The sequence below is a fragment of the Chitinophaga sp. HK235 genome (assembly GCF_018255755.1).
GTDB lineage: Bacteria > Bacteroidota > Bacteroidia > Chitinophagales > Chitinophagaceae > Chitinophaga.
This window is the reverse complement of record NZ_CP073766.1, coordinates 6,962,826-6,982,456: the sequence shown is the minus strand read 5'-3', so window position 1 is coordinate 6,982,456 and position 19,631 is coordinate 6,962,826. Positions and strand designations below refer to the sequence as shown.

At 48.7% G+C, this 19,631-nt stretch carries 17 protein-coding genes; 7 read left to right on the top strand and 10 right to left on the bottom strand.

Annotated features, from left to right (window positions below; all coding sequences use genetic code 11):
- Positions 1 to 822, bottom strand: coding sequence for a thymidylate synthase (locus KD145_RS26700; RefSeq protein WP_212002862.1), 822 nt, complete (start codon positions 820 to 822; stop codon positions 1 to 3).
- A gap of 310 nt (positions 823 to 1,132) precedes the next feature.
- Here KD145_RS26700 and KD145_RS26695 point away from each other — a divergent pair, with 310 nt between their 5' ends.
- Together KD145_RS26695 and KD145_RS26690 are read left to right on the top strand one after the other, a co-directional pair.
- Positions 1,133 to 4,126, top strand: a complete 2,994-nt coding sequence (locus KD145_RS26695) for a SusC/RagA family TonB-linked outer membrane protein (RefSeq protein WP_212002861.1) — start codon at positions 1,133 to 1,135, stop codon at positions 4,124 to 4,126.
- A 29-nt stretch (positions 4,127 to 4,155) separates the two neighbouring features.
- Positions 4,156 to 5,469 (top strand): RagB/SusD family nutrient uptake outer membrane protein, encoded by a 1,314-nt coding sequence (locus KD145_RS26690; protein ID WP_212002860.1) that lies wholly within the window; start codon positions 4,156 to 4,158, stop codon positions 5,467 to 5,469.
- Between the two features lie 115 nt (positions 5,470 to 5,584).
- Here the strand turns inward: KD145_RS26690 and KD145_RS26685 are convergent, their stop codons facing one another.
- Positions 5,585 to 6,763 (bottom strand): proline dehydrogenase family protein, encoded by a 1,179-nt coding sequence (locus KD145_RS26685; protein WP_212002859.1) that lies wholly within the window; start codon positions 6,761 to 6,763, stop codon positions 5,585 to 5,587.
- Between the two features lie 182 nt (positions 6,764 to 6,945).
- On the opposite strand from KD145_RS26685, the gene KD145_RS26680 reads away from it, so the two are divergent.
- Both KD145_RS26680 and KD145_RS26675 read left to right on the top strand, forming a co-directional pair.
- Positions 6,946 to 7,755, top strand: a complete 810-nt coding sequence (locus KD145_RS26680) for a FecR family protein (protein ID WP_212002858.1) — start codon at positions 6,946 to 6,948, stop codon at positions 7,753 to 7,755.
- 234 nt (positions 7,756 to 7,989) lie between these two features.
- A complete protein-coding gene (locus KD145_RS26675) occupies positions 7,990 to 8,832 on the top strand; it encodes a dienelactone hydrolase family protein (RefSeq protein WP_212002857.1) in 843 nt (280 codons plus the stop codon).
- A gap of 75 nt (positions 8,833 to 8,907) precedes the next feature.
- Here the strand turns inward: KD145_RS26675 and KD145_RS26670 are convergent, their stop codons facing one another.
- From KD145_RS26670 to KD145_RS26645, 6 genes are all read right to left on the bottom strand, one after another.
- The gene (locus KD145_RS26670) at positions 8,908 to 9,933 is read right to left on the bottom strand and encodes a sugar phosphate isomerase/epimerase (RefSeq protein ID WP_212002856.1); all 1,026 of its coding nucleotides are present in this window, start codon (positions 9,931 to 9,933) and stop codon (positions 8,908 to 8,910) included.
- Between the two features lie 112 nt (positions 9,934 to 10,045).
- A complete protein-coding gene (locus KD145_RS26665) occupies positions 10,046 to 10,918 on the bottom strand; it encodes an alpha/beta hydrolase (protein WP_212002855.1) in 873 nt (290 codons plus the stop codon).
- 41 nt (positions 10,919 to 10,959) lie between these two features.
- Complete coding sequence (locus tag KD145_RS26660) at positions 10,960 to 11,550, bottom strand: TetR/AcrR family transcriptional regulator (RefSeq protein WP_212002854.1); 591 nt, start codon at positions 11,548 to 11,550, stop codon at positions 10,960 to 10,962.
- 67 nt (positions 11,551 to 11,617) lie between these two features.
- Complete coding sequence (locus KD145_RS26655) at positions 11,618 to 12,337, bottom strand: LytTR family DNA-binding domain-containing protein (RefSeq protein ID WP_212002853.1); 720 nt, start codon at positions 12,335 to 12,337, stop codon at positions 11,618 to 11,620.
- A 33-nt stretch (positions 12,338 to 12,370) separates the two neighbouring features.
- On the bottom strand, positions 12,371 to 13,561 hold the full coding sequence (locus KD145_RS26650; protein ID WP_212002852.1) for a DUF4407 domain-containing protein: 1,191 nt from the start codon (positions 13,559 to 13,561) through the stop codon (positions 12,371 to 12,373).
- Position 13,562: 1 nt separating this feature from the next.
- Complete coding sequence (locus KD145_RS26645; protein ID WP_249219581.1) at positions 13,563 to 15,074, bottom strand: sensor histidine kinase; 1,512 nt, start codon at positions 15,072 to 15,074, stop codon at positions 13,563 to 13,565.
- Positions 15,075 to 15,200: 126 nt separating this feature from the next.
- On the opposite strand from KD145_RS26645, the gene KD145_RS26640 reads away from it, so the two are divergent.
- From KD145_RS26640 to KD145_RS26630, 3 genes are all read left to right on the top strand, one after another.
- Positions 15,201 to 15,608 (top strand): Dabb family protein, encoded by a 408-nt coding sequence (locus tag KD145_RS26640; protein ID WP_212002851.1) that lies wholly within the window; start codon positions 15,201 to 15,203, stop codon positions 15,606 to 15,608.
- Positions 15,609 to 15,617: 9 nt separating this feature from the next.
- Positions 15,618 to 16,121 carry a DinB family protein gene (locus KD145_RS26635; RefSeq protein WP_212002850.1) on the top strand — a complete coding sequence of 168 codons (504 nt, stop codon included), beginning with the start codon at positions 15,618 to 15,620 and terminating at the stop codon, positions 16,119 to 16,121.
- 106 nt (positions 16,122 to 16,227) lie between these two features.
- Positions 16,228 to 18,162 (top strand): gamma-glutamyltransferase family protein, encoded by a 1,935-nt coding sequence (locus tag KD145_RS26630; protein ID WP_212002849.1) that lies wholly within the window; start codon positions 16,228 to 16,230, stop codon positions 18,160 to 18,162.
- An 85-nt stretch (positions 18,163 to 18,247) separates the two neighbouring features.
- Here KD145_RS26630 and KD145_RS26625 read toward each other — a convergent pair whose 3' ends face one another.
- Together KD145_RS26625 and KD145_RS26620 are read right to left on the bottom strand one after the other, a co-directional pair.
- Positions 18,248 to 18,934 (bottom strand): hypothetical protein, encoded by a 687-nt coding sequence (locus tag KD145_RS26625; protein ID WP_212002848.1) that lies wholly within the window; start codon positions 18,932 to 18,934, stop codon positions 18,248 to 18,250.
- 55 nt (positions 18,935 to 18,989) lie between these two features.
- Positions 18,990 to 19,598: a GrpB family protein gene (locus KD145_RS26620; protein WP_212002847.1), complete on the bottom strand. Its 609-nt coding sequence runs from the start codon at positions 19,596 to 19,598 to the stop codon at positions 18,990 to 18,992.
- Positions 19,599 to 19,631: the final 33 nt, after the last annotated feature.

The window sequence follows — 19,631 nt, the reverse complement described above, 5'->3', positions numbered from 1 at the left end:
TCAGATAGCTACTGGTGCTTTGATGGCAGGATGAAACTGATAGTTGACCAGTTCGAAATCCTCATATTTAAATGCAAAAAGGTCTTTCACTTCCGGGTTTATTTTCATAACCGGCAGTGGGAATGGTGTACGGCTCAGTTGCAGTTTAGCCTGCTCCATGTGATTGCTATACAGGTGTACGTCACCAAAGGTATGGATGAAGTCACCTGCATCGAGATCGCAAACCTGTGCCATCATCATGGTGAGCAGGGCGTAAGAGGCAATGTTGAACGGAACGCCGAGGAATACGTCTGCGCTGCGCTGGTAGAGCTGACAGCTGAGTTTACCTCTGGTTTCCCCTTTGGACGTATCCGGCGGTGTTACATAAAACTGGAAGAGACAGTGACAGGGGCTGAGCGCCATTTTGGACAGTTCGCCTACATTCCATGCATTAACGATAATGCGGCGGGAGTCCGGATTTTTTTTGATGGTATCGAGGGCGATGCTGATCTGATCAATCACTTCTCCGGAAGGTGTTTCCCAGCTGCGCCACTGTTTGCCATAAACCGGGCCCAGATCGCCATTTTTATCGGCCCATTCGTTCCAGATGGATACACCATGTTCTTTCAGCCAGCCGATATTGGTATCGCCTTTCAGGAACCAGAGCAGTTCGTATATGATGGATTTTAAATGCAGTTTTTTGGTAGTCACTACCGGAAATCCGTCCTGGAGATTAAATCGCATCTGATACCCAAAACAACTGGTGGTTCCGGTGCCGGTACGGTCTGTTTTAACAACACCTTCTTTAATAATGTGTTGTAATAAAGCTAAATACTGTTCCATAAGACGGCAAGTTACGAGAAAAATATAACCTAAATAAGTCAAACAAAAAAGTTGAAGTCAGAACGATTTTTCGTAAACTACCAGATCGATAGTAAGTTACAACAATAGCTCAAACCAGGATAGTTCTGCTTTTTGGCGCCCCGATATTGAAAACCTGACAGATGCCAACGCCGGTAGCAGTATAGAGGAGATATAGTTTTTCAACCAAAATAATTCAAACAACTCAGATAACCGTATTCCCCATTCACTAAAATTCTTATTTACTGTAACCGTGATTTGTCCATCATTTTAATCTAAACCATTTCGTGCTATGCTTCTACCAAAATCCAGCATGCTGGTGCTGTTATGCTTATGCAGCTCCCTTGCATTAATTGCACAACAAAACATTTCAGGAAGGATCAAGGATGCTACCAATGGTAATCCTATCCCAGGCGCTACCGTAAGAGTGCCCAACAGCAACAAGGGGGCCATTTCCGATGCAGAAGGAAAGTATTCGATCGGCGTGCCGGCCTCTGTTTCAAAGCTGATCGTCAGTTACACCGGCTACAAGACCCAGACTGTAGCCATCCCACCAGGAGCCACTTCGCTCAACATCACGCTGGAAGAAGATTTCGCCAGGCTGGAGGAAATCGTGGTGACCGGATTGGCCACCAACATCAAAAGGAAAAACCTGGCCAATGCCGTGGCCACCATCTCGGGTAAAGAACTGACAGGCGTAGCGCCGGCCCAGACATTTGACGCAGCCCTCAGCGGTAAAGTACCCGGAGCCATGATCACCGCCAACTCAGGTGCTCCCGGCGGCGGCATCTCCGTTAAACTGCGTGGTATCACCTCCGTATTCGGCAACTCCCAGCCACTGTATGTTGTAGATGGAATTTTCTTCAACAACGCCAGTGTTCCTGCCGGTCTCAACGATGTTACCGCCGCTGCCACCGCCGGTAACCCCAACAACCAGGACAACCCCTCCAGCCGCATCGCTGACCTTAATCCGGAAGATATTGAGAACATAGAGATCCTGAAAGGTGCTTCCGCTGCTGCCATGTATGGCGCCAAAGCCGCCGCAGGTGTAATCATCATCACCACCAAAAAGGGAAAAGCCGGTAAAACAAAAGTGAGCTTCAACCAGGAGGTAGGTTTCGCCAAAGTACGGCACCTGATGGGTGTGAGGCAATTCACAGCCGAAACAGCCGCTGATCTGGGTGGTAGTGCCACCAGCAACGACCCCGACGTAAAAAATGCCCGCGCCGCCATGAAAGCTCAGTTTGAAGCCGCACAAAGCGCTGGCAAAATATATGACTATGAAAAGGAAATGTTCGGCCAGACCGGCCTCGTGCTCAATACCGGCATCTCCTTAAGTGGAGGTTCCGAAAAAACAACGTTCTACCTGGCAGGAAACCGCAGGCAGGAAAACGGTATCGTTAAAAATACCGGCTATTTCAATAACTCCCTGCGCCTAAATGTAGAGCATAAAATAAATGATCGTTTAACCGTTGGCGTTACTACCAACTTTATCAACTCTTCTTCCGACAGAGGTCTCACCAACAACGACAACAACAGTGTCTCCTATGGTGTAGCCCTCTCTACCACCCCGGGCTTTGCAGAACTGCATCCCAACGCACTCGGTGAATATCCGCGTAATCCGTTTTCCAACTCCAATCCGCTGGAAACACGCGACAAGATGATCAACAACGAAGGGGTAAACCGCTTTGTAGGTGGGGGTAACCTCGAATACCGCCTCCAGCAGAGCAACCACTCCACCACCAAATTCCTCGTGCGGGCCGGTGTGGATTATTTCAATTTAAAAACAACCGCCGTATTCCCGCGTGACCTGCAGTTTGAAGAAAAAGCACAGCAGGGTCACTCTATACAGGGCAACACCAACAACCTCAATACCAACCTGGCAGGTTTTGTAGTGAACACCTTCACACCACATGAAAACCTCACCCTCACCAGCACCGCCGGCGCCACGCTGGAAACCGGTTATCTGGACAACATCGTAACCTCTGCCACCAACCTGGTAAACGGACAATCCAACGTTGATGCCAGCGGTAACACCACCACCCGTCAGTTCCGTCAGAAATACCGCGACAACGGTATGTTTGTACAGGAAGACCTCTCACTGATGGATGCCTTCACTCTCAGCGGCGGCGTACGTTTTGACCGTTCCACCAACAACGGAGACTACCGCAAATACTACGTCTTCCCCAAAGGAGCCTTCTCCTGGAACATCACCAAAATGAAGTTCTGGAATGTGGACAAGGTAGATAACCTGAAAGTACGTATCGCCTACGGCCAGTCCGGTAACGTGCCGCCCTATGGCAGTAAATTTACGGGCATGCTGGGCAGCAATATCGGCGGCTATCCCGGCATACTGGTAGACAACCTGCTGGGCAACCCTGACATCAAACCGGAAAGACAGACAGAACTGGAGACAGGTCTCGATTTCAGCCTGTTCAACGGCCGTGTTGCCCTGGAAGCCACTTACTATAATAAACGCATCTACGACGTTTTATTACGGCATAATATCCCCTCTTCCAGCGGTTATGCAATTGAATGGAAAAACAGTGGTGACCTCAGCAACAACGGTATAGAGCTGGGCCTCACTGTTATCCCGGTGAATACGCCCAAAGTGAAATGGACCTCCAATATCAACTGGTGGCGCAACCGCTCCAAAATGACCAAACTGGTGATTCCTCCATACGCCATCGGCGCCTTTGGTGCTTCACTGGGTACCTTCTACCTGGAAGAAGGCAGCCCGGTTACCCAGATCAAAGGAATCGTGAACAAAGACCTGGTAGTAGTCGGCGATGCGGAACCCCGCTTCCAGATGAGCTTTTTCAATGATATCACTTTCCTGAAAAACTTCTCGTTGCGCTTCCTCATTCACTGGAAAAAAGGTGGTGACAACATCAACCTTACCCAGTTGCTGAATGACGGCGGTGCTACCTCAGCAGATTATGATGATCTGATCAACGGCCAGAAAGCAGGTGCGTACAGGCCTGGCGGCGGTGCAGGTATTTACGTGCAGGATGCTTCCTATGTGCGTGTCCGTGAGATCGGCCTCTATTACAATGTGCCGCTGAAAAACACCAAAACAGTGAAAGGAATACGGCTGGGCATCTCCGCCAACAACTTCTTCACCTGGACCAAATACGTAGGATATGATCCGGAAGTGTCCAACTTCGGCAGCAATACCATTACCACTGCGCAAAGCCGCGGTAGTAACGGGCTGTCTACCGGTGTGGACGTAATGCCTTATCCGGCCAGCAAAAGGGCCAGTTTCCACCTGGGCATAGACTTCTGATCATTATCTGACCATCAAAACTGTAAAACATGAAAAAGCTTATTGTATATATTTCAGGGCTGCTGCTTGTTGTCAGCGCCTGCCAGAAAGGAGAGATCAACAGTCTGAACACGCCGGTAGTAGGCGGCATTGTCGTCAACCCCAGCAAAAGTGACCTGTTCAACCTTGTTACCGGTGCTGAATCGGGCATGCGCAACAACGTAGGTACCTATCTCGACGGACTCGGTGTACTGGGCCGTGAGATGTACCGCTTTGCCGGATCTGAGCCGCGATGGACTACAGACATGCTGGGCGGTGGCACCAAAACACTGGACAACAACACCTTTTACATCACCAATCCTTATGCAGCCCGCTACCAGGTGGCGCGCCAGTGCTTCATCCTGATGGAAGCGCTTAAAACCACCCGCAACGAAGTAGCCACCGACGCACAGAAAAAAGCCTTTAAGGGCTTTGCAGAAACGCTGATCGGCTATCAGTTGCTGTTGAACATCAACATGACAGATTCAAACGGTGCCAGAATACCCGTGGCCGACAATGCGAACCTGGGCCCTATCATTACCGATCCCGGGGTGGTACTGGATTCCGTGATCAAGTTCCTGGACGCAGGTAAAGCAGACCTTACCGGGTCTGAAGTGGTGTTCCCTCTCTCAGAAGGCTTTGCCGGATTTAAGGATGCTGCCGGACTGATCAAGTTTAATCGCGCCATTGCAGCCAGGGTCCATGTTTACCGTAAAAACTGGGCCACCGCACTCACAGCACTGAACGAGTCATTCTTTGATCTCAACGGTCTTCTGAACACGGGCGTCTATAACGCCTTCTCTACCAATGGCGGAGATCTGTCCAATCCGATGTACCTGCAGCCAAACTCGACCGGAGAAATGCGGGTAGCCCACCCCACCTTCGCAGCAGAGGTCATCAGCGGCGATGACCGTGTCGACAAAAAAACCTCCGTGCGCAGTTCTGCCGCCAGCAGTGTAGGTCTTACCAGCAACCGCGATCTGACACTGTGGCCCAGCCTAAGCGCTCCTATTTCCATCATCCGGAATGAAGAGCTGATACTGCTCTATGCCGAAGCCAAAATACAGCAGAACCAGTTCCCCGATGCCATAGTAGCCCTCAACAGGATACGGGTGTCCCATAACCTGGCTCCTTACGCCGGTGCAGTTACACAAGCAGCCTTAATAACAGAACTACTCTACAATCGCCGTTATTCCCTGTTTATGGAAGGTCACCGCTGGATCGATCTGCGCAGATACAAACTACTCAACACACTACCGATAGACAGACCAGATGATGATGTATGGTCAAGATATCCGATACCGATGAGCGAAACAAACCAGTGATGCGGATGATGCTCCTGATGGAGCGGAGATAAAAGCGATTTATTAAAAATAAAGAACCCATCGACACAATGTCGATGGGTTCTTTGTTTCGTATTTACAGTAATATGTTTTGATCTTATATTCCTCTACGTTTCAGTTCTTTCCTGATCAGGCCCAGTTCGCGACCCATCTGACCGGCAATGGAAGTGTTTTCCTGCGCTCTGCGGATGAGGTAGGGCATCACGTCTTTCACAGGACCATACGGAAGATATTTGGTAACAGTATAGCCGGCATGTGCCAGGTTGAAAGTGATATTATCGCTCATACCCAGCAGCTGAGAGAAACTCACATGCGGATGATTGTGCGGAATATTTTTCTCGTCCATGGTACGGGCAGCAAGCATACAGCTTTCTTCGTTGTGTGTACCGATGAATACGCCGAGTTTGTCGATATTAGCAATGCTAAACTGTACAGCAGCGTTGTAGTCCTTGTCGGTAGCTTCTTTGCTGGGCTGTATCGGAGTAGGGTAATTATTTTCAGCAGCACGTTTGTTTTCCTTTTCCATATAGGCGCCCCGTACGAGTTTGGCTCCCAGCAGGTAACCTTCTTTCTCCGCCTTTTCCAGGGATTTGCGCAGGAATGGGTAACGGTCGTGGCAGTACATCTGGAAGGTATTGTATACAATCACATCCTTGCGGTTGAACAGTGACATCATCTCATCAGTGAGATCATCCACCGGTTTTTGTATCCAGGATTCTTCCGCATCGATGAGCAGGCCTACCTTGTATTGTGCAGCCGCTTCCGCTATGGAGTGTACACGGGAACGTACTCTTGTATATTCCTGTTGTTCCTGTGTGCTAAGGGTGACACCGCTCTGTACTTTTTCCAGTAATTCAAAGCGGGCAAACCCCGTGATTTTAATGGCTATAAAAGGGATGTCGGGTCTGCTGGCAGCATATTGGATAGCACGGATAAATTCTGGTACCGCGTTATCATAACTTTCTTCTCCTTCCATCGCTTCCACGCCGTAATCCAGCACAACGCCCACATGGTAATTTCCCAGTTGCAAAGCAGTATGTGCAGCTTCTTCCAGTGTTTCACCTCCACAGAACTGCGAGAAAATAGTGCTCTTAATGATTCCCTTGATAGGTAATCCTAATTTAAAAGCCAACGGAGTAAACGTTGCACCCATTTTCACCAGCCATGGCTTTCCGATATTACTAAAAAGAAAGTTGGCTTTTTTTAATGCTTTATCGGTCTTTGCCTCAAACGCAATAGCCGTATTATCGAATGATAAAGTTAGCTGCTTTTCCATGAGGCGCAAAGTTAGGGTGCGCCTTGATTCTAAACAAAAAACATTATAATATCAGCATATCTTTTTAACAGTATAAACCGATATTGTCTTTTGTTTCACAGAAATTGTTACAGTGAAAACCAGGCTCCACTTAATTTTGCTTACTTTTAATTTTTTTCTGTTAAATACGAAAATACCGGAATATGCTATTTAAATCTGATGCCAGCAGAAATTCCCGCGGATGGCTTTATGTGCTGCTTTTAGTGATTACAGGAGCTGTTGTACTGCTCACCTGGAAACTCAAAGAGCCAACAACGCCAGAAGCCGGCACTGTTGTCAACCTGGAAGTACCAGGGGTACAATACCTGCTGCATCAGGGTGAGACCGGCCGCCGTACCCGCATAACATTGCCCGACAGCTCTGTTGTCATCCTCAACTCCGCCTCCACCCTCCGCGTACCCGTAAACTATGCCCAGCGCAACCGGGCCGTTATCCTTGACGGGGACGCTTTTTTTGATGTAAAACCCGGCAAAGACAGCTTTACCGTCACCAGTCATATTCTTCGCGCTGCCGTACTGGGCACCTCCTTTAGAATGCGGGGCTTTTCCAGTCAGCAAGGCGCTACCTTCTATCAGCTCACCGGCACCTGCCACGTAGGCAAATCGTATCACTCCGCCACCGACAACCAACCGGAAATACTCGAACGCGGACAAATGGTGCTTGCCAACAAAGAAATAGACCTGATGGAAAAAGAAACCTATCATCCCGAAGAACTGGAAGCCTGGCTCTCCGACACCCTTCGTATCAAAGACGCCACCCCCATGGCCGTTTCCCGCATCCTGGAAGAATGGTTCGGCGTAGAAGTAGAAATGCGCGGCGATGCCTCCAAATCCCGCACCATCACAGCAGCAGCCTTCTATAACGCCACACTCGATGACGTGCTGAGCAACCTCAGCAGCCAACAGGATTTCAAATATAAAATCAATAAAAATAAAGTGGTGCTTATATTCTAGCCCCCAGGGCTGAAGCCCTGGGCTATATTTGATGGGTTGAGACGGAGGTTGTTTTTTTGAATGATATATTTTTTAATGACGAGTTGATGGGGTTTGAGACGGGATTTATTTTTAGAATGATGTCTTTTTAATGACGAGTCTAACGCTCATTTTTTTCAAATATAGCCCAGGGCTTTAGCCCTGGGAACCTGGATTTTTTTGTATTTTTATCAGCCTATAAAAAAGCATCCATTTATGAAAAAACTATCCTTATTGCTCCTCATTCTGGGATGTGCCTTCGGGGTGTATGCGCAAACAGCTCCCTGCTGTCACACAGATGCAATCACAGAGTTCGCCGGACTGGCCAGCCGTGAAGATTTCCGGATGGCACACCAAGACCCGCTGCCTTATACTTATCAAGGCACAGCCGGAACGAATGTAACGTTCAAAACTCCTGATGGCACCGCTGCGCATGGCTTTCTGTTTAAAGCTCAGAAGCCATCCAACAAATACCTGCTTGTATTCCACGAATGGTACGGCTTGAATGACTATGTGAAAAAAGAATCAGAGAAGCTGTACAATGATCTGGGCGGCACAGTGAATGTACTGGCTGTAGACCTCTATGATCAGAAGGTTGCTACTAACCGTGAAGAAGCTTCCAAGATGATGCAATCTGTTCCCAGGGAGAGACTGAAAGCCGTCATGGAAGGAGCCCGGGACTATGCCGGCAAACCGGCGCATATCGCTACATTGGGCTGGTGCTTTGGAGGCGGTATTGCCTTACAGTCTGCCCTTATCAATGGCAGTCAAAACGTAGGTTGTGTGATGTATTACGGTATGCCGGAAAAAGATGTGGAAACCCTGAAGAAATTACATGGTCCGGTGCTCGGACTCTTTGCCAACAAGGATAAGGGTATCACCCCGCAGATTGTTGATGAATTTGAGAAAGACATGAAAAAAGCAGGGAAAACGTTAACGGTTAAACGTTATGATGCTGATCATGCATTTGCCAATCCCAGCAATCCCATCTACAACAGTGAGGCTACTAAAGATGCCTATACACATGCACTGTCTTTCCTGAAAACGCAGTTTAAGTAATATTCTTTTATACAAAAATAAAGGGAGCAAAACACACATAGTTGTTGTGTTTTGCTCCCTTTATAGTCTTAAGTATTAAATCGCGCCCAAACGCAGTAGCAGTTCTTTTGTTTTCTTCACCCCTTCTTCTTCTGATAAACGGTTTCCTTCGTACTCAATACCAATGTAACCATCTTTATAACCGGCATTTTTTACAATCTGCAGCATCCGTTTGTAATCGATGGTGGTTTCATTACCCGCTGCATCAAAATCATAAGTTTTAGCACTTACCCCTTTAGCAAAAGGCATCAGCTCCGTCACCCCTTCATAACGATCATATTCTTCGAGGCAGGTGGTTTTGGCCCATGCTTCCGGCGTATTGTTTTCCGGCTTGCTTCTGTTGATACAGAAATTGCCCAGGTCCGGCAAAGTGCCACAGTTAGGCATGTTCACGGTTTTCATGATATTGTTCAACCATTTTCCGTTGGAGGAATAACTACCATGATTTTCCACGATCACATTGATACCATGTTCTTTTCCGAAGGTGGCCAGTTTAGTAAGTGATTCAATGGCGGCTTTGGCTACTTCTTCGGCCTTGCCTTCACCGGCAGCGTTGACACGGATGGCATGGCAGCCGAGGTATTGGGCTGCTTCCACCCATTTGTAGTGGTTTTCCACGGCCTGCAATCTTTTTTTGGTATCCAGATCACCCATCTCTCCTTCTCCGTCGCACATGATCAGTACACTGCGTACACCATTATCATCGGCCCGTTTTTTCATTTCGGCCAGGTAGGCCTGGTCTTTGGCTTTGTCTTTAAAAAACTGGTTGACATATTCCACACCGCTGATGCCGAATTCATTTTTTGCCCGGACGGCAAAATCCAGGTGATCCATTTTTTTGGCGAAGAGTGCTTTGTGAAAAGACCATTCTGCCAGTGAAATCTTAAAGAACAGTTCTTTGGCGGTTTCGCTGTTGGTGGAAGGCTGAGCGGCACTGTCCTTGTCATTGCGGGTAGACTTACCTTCATTGCAGGCGGCTAATACAGAAGGCAGCAAGCCAAGGCCCATGGTGTACATACCCATTTGCCGCAGAAACTGCCGGCGGTTGTTTGTGTTACTCATATAACGTGGGTTTTAAACTTACAGGTCTCTAAAATATTGTTTTAAGAGAGCTAATGCAAGTTTATTGCCGGAAATTATCCACGATCAAAAATGCCGGCCCCACCACTTTACCTTATGCACTTTCGAGGAACTGCATAACGCCCCGAATTACAGGCTCCTGGCGCATGATACGGAAATGTCCGTCGCCGGTGATGCGCAGGGCACGAATAGACGGATACTGTTCCACGAATGCCGTAATTTCTTTTTCATCTACCAGTGTATCAGCAGTATCATAGGCAATAAAAATCTTCCCCGCTTTAATCTGGTTGATATAACGGTGAAGGTCCATTTCATTCAGGTCTTCCCTGAGTCGTTTACGGATCAGTTGTTGCAGCGGCGGCATTACTACCGGATGGATCTTAAAAAGCCGCAGGGCTTCATTAAAAAAATCCGGGGCACTCAATGAGGAGCTAAGCATCACCAGCCGGGGCACCTGTACTTTTTTGCGGGACAGGGTGAGCGCAGCATTGAGTCCACCGAGGGAATGCCCTATGATAGCATACAAAGGCCCTTCCTGCATCATCACCTGTTCCAGCACATGTGTCCATTGTACGAGATTGGTGCGTTTACCGTCGGAACCGCCATGTGCCGGCGCATCATAGGCTACCACCTGATAGCCCTGTTGCACCAGTGTGCCGATCAGTTGTTTGAAATGAAAAGGGCTTCCACCCCATCCATGTAACAGTAATATCTTTTTATCAGAAGTACCCCAGCGGTAGGTGTTAATTTTCATGGGCCGTTCGTCAAAAGCATAGCGGGTAACGGTCAGGTTACCGGCATGTGCTGTGTCACGCAGCTCCTGATGGGTGCTCCTCATTTTGGTTCCCGGCGGTGTACAGTACAAGCGGTAAAATAAACGCGCGGTGAGGCCGGGGAATGGCTTGCTCAGGCCGGATAGTAAAAAGGCTGTCATCCGTAATGACAGGGGTAAAACCTGGTGTTGCATCTTTTAGACCGATTGGTTTATTATTGGAACTAAAAAAAAAATCACTTGCTGTGATGTTTAATTTCTTTTCTCAGAAAATCCAGTACTATCAGCATCTGCCTGTTGTTGTTGGTGATATTGGTAACAAAGATGGCCCCTTCCAGCATGGTAAACATCAGGATGGCAAACCTATCTTCATCCCAGTCTTTTTTAAACTCACCGTTATCTTTTCCAAACTGTACCAGCAGCCGGATGCGGTGCTGGAAGTAGCCTATCAGCTCATTCACTTTTTCTTTCAGGCCGGGGTTGGTATCATCTGCTTCCACGCCGAAGTTGAGCATGGGACAACCGCCGGCAATCTCCCTGTTAAGCGGGAAGCGGGCATAATACGAGAAGATAGCTTCAAACTTGCCAGTAGCGGTGGTTGCCTGGGATGTCAATGCCCTTAGCCGGTTTTTCTCCAACTCCGCGATGTAGTCAAACACATCGAGTACCATTTCCTCTTTGGAGGAGAAATTGCCGTATAGCCCGCCCTTGGCCAGCCTTGTAGCCTCCATGATATCGCTGATGGCCGTGCCGGCCACTCCTTTCTGATTAAAGATAGGAGCAGCTGTTTCAATGATAAACTGTCTCGTTTTTGCTGCTTTGCTCATATAGTTAAAAATAGACCTTTCGGTCTATTTTTACAAATAAATATTTAGAGCGGTAAAATGATAGCAATTAGCGGCCGGAAACAGCCCCAGAAGAGCCCAGGATATTATCTACTGCAGCGCCATAAGCCGCACCAATGGGAATGGGCACATTCCGGATATAAAGGGAGGTACGGTCTGCCCGCTCCACTTTGTCATTTGAAACAATATAGGAGCGGTGCACCCGGGTAAACAGGCCGGCAGGCAACAGGTCTACTGCCTCCTGCATAGAGAGCCGGGAAATGAGCCGGCGGTCTTTCAGGATAAAATTGACATAGTTGCCTGCGCTTTCCAGGTACAGGATATCTTCCAGCATGATTTTGAACTGCTCATATCCGCTTTTCAGGAAGATGTATGCAGGTGCTTCTTTAAGCTGGGGGCTCTGCTGCTTGAGCTGCCACAGGCTATGCGCTTTGTTGCAGGCTTTGATAAAACGGATCAGGGAAAAAGGTTTCAGCAGATAGTCTATTGCGTCCAGCTCAAAACTTTTCACCGCATGTTCTGAGTAGGCAGTGGTAAAAATGGTCATGGGTGGTTGTGGCAGGCTGGAGATAAAGTCCAACCCTGAGATATCGGGCATTTTGATGTCCAGAAACAGCAGGTCTACTTTTTCCTTGCTCAGAAACTCCATCGCCTCGTAGGCATTGGTGAAAAAGCCTTTTATTTCCAGAAAGGGGACCATGGCCGCATGGTTCTTTATCACGGCCAATGCTACGGGTTCATCATCTATCGCAATAGCTGCAAGCTTCATAACACAACATTTTCCTGTTAGCAATATAGGGATTTACACAATCTTACCCAGTAGCAGCTCTTTGGCCTGTTGCCATAAATTGCGGTACTGTTTGTTTTCGCGGCGCTGCCATTCTTTAACGACGGCGGCTGCTTCCGCACGGCGTATTTGGCGGGTACTGTCAAACAGCTCATCTACCAGCGCCTTGTCTTCGGCCAGTGCGGCGTTCTGATAATGCTGCAGCAGTTCCTTGCCGGCGGCTGTTTCCAGCCTGGCAGCTTCTACGCCCTGGGTAGTGGCGCTGGCCAGCTTTTCTTCATATTCTCCCCGGGGCATCAGTACTTTACTAAGCAGGGGCATGATCTCTATCAGCGTGATGATGAATACGATGAGCCGGTACCGTTGCTGCATGGGGGGATGTTGTTCGGTGAGTTCGTGCAGGGCTTCTGTTTGTGCCAGGAAACCATCAGTAAGCGTACCCATATAAATAACTTCCTTCAGGCTGTCGGCGCTGCGCATGGTGGCTATTTTGGCCTGCAGCTGTAGCTCCTGAGGCTCCCAGGAATGTTGCAGGGACTGCAGCTCTTCTTCTGTTTTGAGGTAAGCCGATTTTTTAACACGTGCCACCGAAGACTCCCCTATCCTTCCGCTGCCGCCGGTGCCGTCAGTTTCTTTGATATAGGCGTCTTTATAAAATTTCAGGTCGCTTTCCTTCTGTTGTACCTGTTGACGACCTCTGTCCAGCGCCTGCTGGAGATCGGTACGCTGACCAGCATTGAGGGCTGTCAGCTGTTTTCTGTAGGCGTCCAGTTTGGTCTGTTTACTGAGCTCCAGTTGAGCGGTGATATCTTTTTTAAACAACATCAATACCACCGGCTGTGAAATAAACAGACCGATAGTAACGGCCAGAAGTAAACGAAATATTACCGGCATGATCCGGACATTGCCATTACCCCTGGACATCGCAGCAATCAGTGTTCTGTCGATACACAAAATAGCAAAGCCAAAAAACAAGGCTAGTGCCAGTACGATCATGTCATCTTTGACAATGGTGGAAAAAAAATATCCCCATGCCAGGGTGGCAAACAACCAGGTGACCATTACGGCCAGGCCTACAATCCGGTATCTTTCTTTTTCCGTCCGGCATTCCGCCAGTATGTCCGCATCAGCCGCGGCCAGCCACCACAGAAACCGGGTCATGCCGTCCGGCGCTGTGGTGGCCATTTTCTCTTCTTTCGTTTTCATATTAATCTTTTACATCTATGGTCAGGTGTACAAAAAATTCACTGTTGGTATGCCGTATGCTCAGCTCATGACGGTCGGGATATAACAATGCCAGCCGTTCCTTCACATTGTTCAGCCCTATCCCCATACTGTCACGCTCGGGATCATTTTCCGGACGGGGATGCACACTGTTGTAAACATCGAAGAAGACCTGTTGGTTGTTACAACTCAACGAAATAACGATACGCGAACGATGCCGCAGGCTGATGCCATGTTTAAAGGCATTTTCCACAAACGGTATCAGCAGCATCGGCGCAATCTCATGCTGACATTGACTGTCATCGATATTCACCTCTATCTGGATATCGGGAGTAGAGAGCACACGCAGCCGTTGCAAGTCAATATAGTTCTGCAGGTAAGCAATTTCTTTGTCCAGCGGTATTTTCCCCAGATGATTATCATGCAGCATAAAACGCATCATGTCCCCCAGCTTCTGGATACCTTCGCTGGTGCGGGGAGCTTCTTCCTGCAAAGCAGTACCATAAAGGGTATTGAGGGCATTAAACAAAAAGTGGGGGTTGATCTGCGCCCGGAGAAAATCCAGATTGGCCGTAGAATGTCCCAGTGCTGTACGCAGGCTTTTTACGGTAGAGACCTGCTTTTGTCTGGACTGGTACAGCCACCAGGTGACAGGAAGGATAATACCGATACAGATCACTCCCCCCGTGGCGATAAAACCTGCTTCCCGGCTGCCAGATCCATGACGGAGGGCCCTGATAATCATTCCCATGAGGATATTGGCGCCCAGCACCAGAAGTGCGATGTCCCGGGTCAATACTCTTCTGTTGTGATGTTCATGATGAAATTCCGGGATGACTTTATAGAAAAGGATGAAAGACACTGAAATGACCACCGGACCGAAATAAAGTACAAGCCAGAAAAGATCACGCGAGTCACTGAAAAAAAGACATAACAATGCAACAAAAATGCCGGTAAAAATCAATACTTCACGACCTATTTTCCGGTATTGAACGTTGCGGGCCAGCCAGTGGTGCAAATGTTCAAAATAGGTTTGTTTCAGGATATAATACACCATGTATAACACACCATAAAAAACAGTACCTATGAAGGCCGATTTGGCAAAATGCATATGCGCACCTCTGACTGTCTGATATACTCCCAACAGGTAACCGTTGTAGTAAGAATTTGCGATCATCATCCCCAGAAAAAAAATCAGGGCAGTCGCCAGCAATAACAGAATACCCGGCCACCATTTTTTCCGTTCCAGAAAACGGGGCACAATCACAAAATTCACGAGCAGGAAACTGACATATACCAGGATAATACGGGCCAGCGCGGGCAACAGGTAGTGGATATAATAATCAAACACCTGATGATACTGATTGAACTTATGCCCATAGATAGATTGTAATTCAAATACATTGTAGATAACACTGGGATAGAGCAGGGAAAACATCAGCAACAGGAATATACCTGATACGATGCCAAATTCCATTTTCCTGAATTGGTCCATAAGCGGGATTATTTATAGCAATATTACTCATTGAATGGCAGCCATACATCAAAATGGGATGAAAGGGCCTGATTATGGTATGAATCGCAGATCTTTAGTACTTTCAGGGTCTCAACCTACTGTTTTATGAAAACTTCCAGCAGAAGAAAATTTCTGGGCACTGCCGCCGCGTTATGCGCTGGCAGCGCTGTTGCGGCCATGCCCGTTGTGTCCGGCAGTAAGAAATACCCTATTGTGCACCATGTGTTGTTCTGGCTCAAAAATCCCGGTTCTACTGAAGACCGTGACAAGCTGGTGGCAGGTATTAAAACCCTGTCCCGTATTAAGTCTGTAGGCGAGCTGCACGTAGGCGTAGTAGCCGGTACCGAAAAAAGAGATGTGGTAGATACCAGCTGGGCTGTATCGGAGCTGATATTTTTCAGCGACCTGGCCGCACAGGCTGCCTACCAGCAGGATCCTATCCATCTGGATTTCATTAAAAACTACGGTCCCCTCTGGGAAAGAGTGGTGGTATACGACGCACAGGAAGTATAAACAATTTTTATGGCAATAGAATACTGGATGCAGGGACCTGTGGAAGGAATCCCTACTTTGTTACAACCCGTGGCCCATGCGCTGCTGCAGGCCAGAGACGAGGTACGTACCGGAATGACCGGTTTCCCGGAAGTTTTATTATGGGAGAAGCCGGCCGACACGGCCTCACCGGGCTTTCACCTGAAACATCTGCGAGGCGTGATCGACCGCCTTTTTACCTACGCGCTGGCACAACCGCTGTCGGCCACTCAGCTGGAAGAACTGGCTGCAGAAAGTAACAACACCGGCGATCTCAGCTCCCTGCTTAATGCATTCAGCCAACAAATAGACAAAGCCCTGGCCCAGCTGTCCCGTACAGACCCCGCCACCCTGACTGATTTCAGGGGTGTGGGTCGGAAACAGCTGCCATCCAATGTTATCGGGTTGTTGTTTCATGCAGCAGAGCATACCATGCGGCATACCGGACAGTTGCTCGTGACAGCAAAAGTATTGCAGGCTGCAGCGCACGCTTAATTTACCTGTAGTAGTGCTGGTGTATTAAAGCAGACTTTATTATTTTAGGCCTCCGGCCGCACTATCCTGTGCCGGCCGGGACCAACATCTAAATCAGACTTGCTTTATGAGACAGCTTTTTTTGTTCCTACTGCTGGTATGTACCCTTCACCTCGGCTTACAGGCACAACAAACACAGAAACCACCACTACATGGTAAAAAATGGATGGCCGTTACCGGCAAGCCGCTGGCCGCCACCGCCGGCGCCATGATTTTCCAGAAAGGCGGTAATGCAGTAGATGCAGCCTGCGCTATGCTGGCCGCCACCTGTACCATGTGGGATGTTTTGAGCTGGGGCGGAGAAACCCAGGCACTCATTTACAATCCCAAAACCGGCAAAGTGATTGCCATCAATGCATTGGGCGTAGCTCCCACCGGCGCTACCCCATCCTTTTTTAAATCAAAAGGATATGATTTTCCACCGGAGTTCGGCCCGCTGGCAGCAGTTACACCCGGCACTCCGGGCGGCCTTTGTCATATGCTCGCCGAATACGGAACCCTGAGTCTTAAGGAAGTGCTGGCCCCGGCCATCGATATGGCTTCCGGCTATCCGATAGAAGCACAGACTGCCAACATGATTGAGCGGGGTAAAAACTATATCAAGGAATGGCCTTACAGCAAAGCTGTCTTCCTTACCCATCCCGGTGAAAAAAGGGAAGCACCCGAAGCAGGTGAACTGTTTGTTCAGAAAGACTTGCTGGCCACACTGACTAAAATGGTAGCAGCAGAACAGGAAGCGCTTAAAAAACATAAAAGCCGGGAAGAAGCTATCATGGCCGCTTACGACCGTTTCTACAAAGGAGACATCGCCCGTGAATTTGTTCGCGGCTGCCAGGAACAGGGCGGTCTCATTACGATGGAAGACCTGGCCCGCTGGAAACCCATCGAAGAAGAGCCGTTGCATGTCAACTACCGCGGCATTGAAGTATACAAACTGCAGGAATGGACACAAGGCCCTATGCTGCTGCAAAGTCTTAACATCCTGGAAAACTTCGATCTGAAAGGTATGGGATACAATTCCACACAATATATCCATACCCTTTACCAGACGATGAACCTCACCTTCGCCGACCGCGACTTTTATTACGGAGATCCTTATTTCAACAAAAACCGCGCTATCAACGGTCTGCTGAATAAAGACTACGCCAAAGCCCGCGCCAAACAGATCGATATGACCCGTAACGACGCTACTGCAGGCCCCGGCGATCCTTACCCATATATAGGAAAAACCAATCCCTACCTGCATTTCCTGGAAGAACGCAAAGCTTATATGGACACCACCAATGGCCGTAAACCCGGTGGCTTTGTACCGAAACATGATGCCACCACACTCTCTGTGTCTGCCAACCTGGACAACCTGTATGCAACACATACAGCCGACAGCGCCTACCAGGACCGCCTCTGGCGCGGTACCACCAGTGTGGAAGCAGCCGATAAAGACGGATGGGTAGTATCCATTACTCCCAGCGGAGGATGGCTGCCAGCCTGTATTGCCGGCAAAACCGGCGTAGGCATGAGCCAGCGCCTGCAAAGCTTTGTACTTGATTCTGCCATTTGTCCGTTTAACGTGATTGCACCCGGCAAAAGGCCCCGTGTAACCCTCACCCCTTCCATGGCCCTGAAAGATGGTAAACCCTTCCTTTCCTTTGCCGTACAGGGCGGAGACACACAAGACCAGAACCTGCTTCAGTTCTTCCTCAACGTAGTAGATTTTGGTATGACCGTACAACAGGCCACAGAAGCCGCCAATATCAACACCAACCAGTTATGGTTATCCCTCGGCGGCAGCAAAATCAGTGAGCGCATGCCCCGACCCGGCAGCATCCTGCTGAACAATAACACCTCTGAAAAAACGCGTAAACAACTGGAGAGCATGGGCTATCACCTCAGCTTCGGAGAACGCACCAGCGGGCCTATCAATGCCATTTACCTGGACAGGGCCCATGGCACGCTATGGGGTGGCAGCAGCAATCACGGTGAAGATTATGGGATAGGGTGGTAATGATTTGATACATAAAAGAAAACAGCCCGCATCGACTGATGCGGGCTGTTTTCTTTTATGTAGTTATCTTAAAAACGTTGGTGCCTTACCGTGACCATACTTCGTGTATAGGTTCTCCTTTGGAGCTTAATCCGCTGTGATCCCAGGCATTGCCTTCCACTTTGCCTTTGAAGGTCAGGGTAGCACCTACACGGCTGTTATCTCTGGAGAAAAAATCAATCTTCTCTGTATACACGCCATTTACGAAAGAGTAAGTACCACCGCCGGTACCAAAGAACTCACCGGTTTCAGTATTAATGGCTACCCATTGAAAACGTGTACCGGTAAGGATTTTAATCGTTTTACGGACACCTGGCTTAATCTCATTCATTTTACCATCCTGTTCCCTGCCGGAGATCTGCCAGTAGCCTGCCAGTGAGCCCTCTCCGTTGTCTACACGGGACCATTCTATAGTCTGACCACCACCCAATGTGGTGCTCAGTTTTCCGTTGGCACTGCTGACGGATACAGCGCCTTCCCATCCTACCTGGGAACGTTCATCTGTATTAAATTCTATTTTCACAGATACCTCATCAGGGGCTTTCCAGGTACCACCCATGGTGGAAAGAAAATTTTTGTCCTGGTAGGAGGTGATGGAAAAATAACCAGGTGTGATGAGCAGAATACTGTTCACATCACCGGAAGACGATTTCCAGGCACCGAGCAGGTCCTGGGCCTTTCCCGTGAGTGCAAAGGAGCATAGGAAAGCAAAAAGTAGGCATAAAGTTCTCATACTAGCTGTTTTTATAGAGTGAAAAATCGCATGAGGATTGTAGCCTGGCCGGTTTTTACTTTCCCGCCTTATTCCGTGCAGTGATGTCCTGCAAGTCGTCTTCCTGCAAACCTGTTTGGGCCAGTATTCCAGTGATGAAGGCAGTTTTACCTTCAATATATTGATCGATATCATAAGGATACCTTACGGAAAGATCCTGCTTCAGTGCACCGTACTGTTTTGCAGCTTCGGGGTGCAGCCGCAGAAAGTCACGCAGCTGGAGATGATTTTTCAGACTGATACAGCCTTCCAGGCACACATATAGATGATGCGCCATCCATGCAGTCCCTTTACCATCATCAGGCGTAGTGTCTGCATTCCTGCCGAAAGCATCACGGCCGGGGATTCCCAGATCACCTCTCCAGGTATAACCCAGTTTTTCCAGCCCGGCCACCACCAGCGGCAATTGCGAAGGATCTTTTATCAGCAGGTCAATATCAATAATGGGTTTGGCTGCCAGTCCGGGTACCGAGGTGCTACCCACATGTTCAATACCGGTGATCAGCCCTTCCAGGTGTTGTTGATAGATAGCCGCCAGCTGCCGGAAAGTGCTGGCCCATTCGTCTGTATAAGGTACTACCTTGATCTCGTTCATTTCCATCGTCTGTTCTTTTAAGTCCGGCACAAAGGTCCCGATTTTTTTCTGTTCAGGCCTGCT

What these genes read in the sequence shown, in the direction of transcription:
- KD145_RS26630 (WP_212002849.1), top strand. Translation starts at nt 16,228, where the DNA reads ATGAGACAGCTTTTTTTGTTCCTACTGCTGGTATGTACCCTTCACCTC.
- KD145_RS26625 (WP_212002848.1), bottom strand. Translation starts at nt 18,934, where the DNA reads ATGAGAACTTTATGCCTACTTTTTGCTTTCCTATGCTCCTTTGCACTC.
- KD145_RS26685 (WP_212002859.1), bottom strand. Translation starts at nt 6,763, where the DNA reads ATGGAAAAGCAGCTAACTTTATCATTCGATAATACGGCTATTGCGTTT.
- KD145_RS26650 (WP_212002852.1), bottom strand. Translation starts at nt 13,561, where the DNA reads ATGAAAACGAAAGAAGAGAAAATGGCCACCACAGCGCCGGACGGCATG.
- KD145_RS26655 (WP_212002853.1), bottom strand. Translation starts at nt 12,337, where the DNA reads ATGAAGCTTGCAGCTATTGCGATAGATGATGAACCCGTAGCATTGGCC.
- KD145_RS26700 (WP_212002862.1), bottom strand. Translation starts at nt 822, where the DNA reads ATGGAACAGTATTTAGCTTTATTACAACACATTATTAAAGAAGGTGTT.
- KD145_RS26690 (WP_212002860.1), top strand. Translation starts at nt 4,156, where the DNA reads ATGAAAAAGCTTATTGTATATATTTCAGGGCTGCTGCTTGTTGTCAGC.
- KD145_RS26645 (WP_249219581.1), bottom strand. Translation starts at nt 15,074, where the DNA reads ATGGACCAATTCAGGAAAATGGAATTTGGCATCGTATCAGGTATATTC.
- KD145_RS26675 (WP_212002857.1), top strand. Translation starts at nt 7,990, where the DNA reads ATGAAAAAACTATCCTTATTGCTCCTCATTCTGGGATGTGCCTTCGGG.
- KD145_RS26670 (WP_212002856.1), bottom strand. Translation starts at nt 9,933, where the DNA reads ATGAGTAACACAAACAACCGCCGGCAGTTTCTGCGGCAAATGGGTATG.
- KD145_RS26660 (WP_212002854.1), bottom strand. Translation starts at nt 11,550, where the DNA reads ATGAGCAAAGCAGCAAAAACGAGACAGTTTATCATTGAAACAGCTGCT.
- KD145_RS26680 (WP_212002858.1), top strand. Translation starts at nt 6,946, where the DNA reads ATGCTATTTAAATCTGATGCCAGCAGAAATTCCCGCGGATGGCTTTAT.
- KD145_RS26695 (WP_212002861.1), top strand. Translation starts at nt 1,133, where the DNA reads ATGCTTCTACCAAAATCCAGCATGCTGGTGCTGTTATGCTTATGCAGC.
- KD145_RS26635 (WP_212002850.1), top strand. Translation starts at nt 15,618, where the DNA reads ATGGCAATAGAATACTGGATGCAGGGACCTGTGGAAGGAATCCCTACT.
- KD145_RS26665 (WP_212002855.1), bottom strand. Translation starts at nt 10,918, where the DNA reads ATGCAACACCAGGTTTTACCCCTGTCATTACGGATGACAGCCTTTTTA.
- KD145_RS26640 (WP_212002851.1), top strand. Translation starts at nt 15,201, where the DNA reads ATGAAAACTTCCAGCAGAAGAAAATTTCTGGGCACTGCCGCCGCGTTA.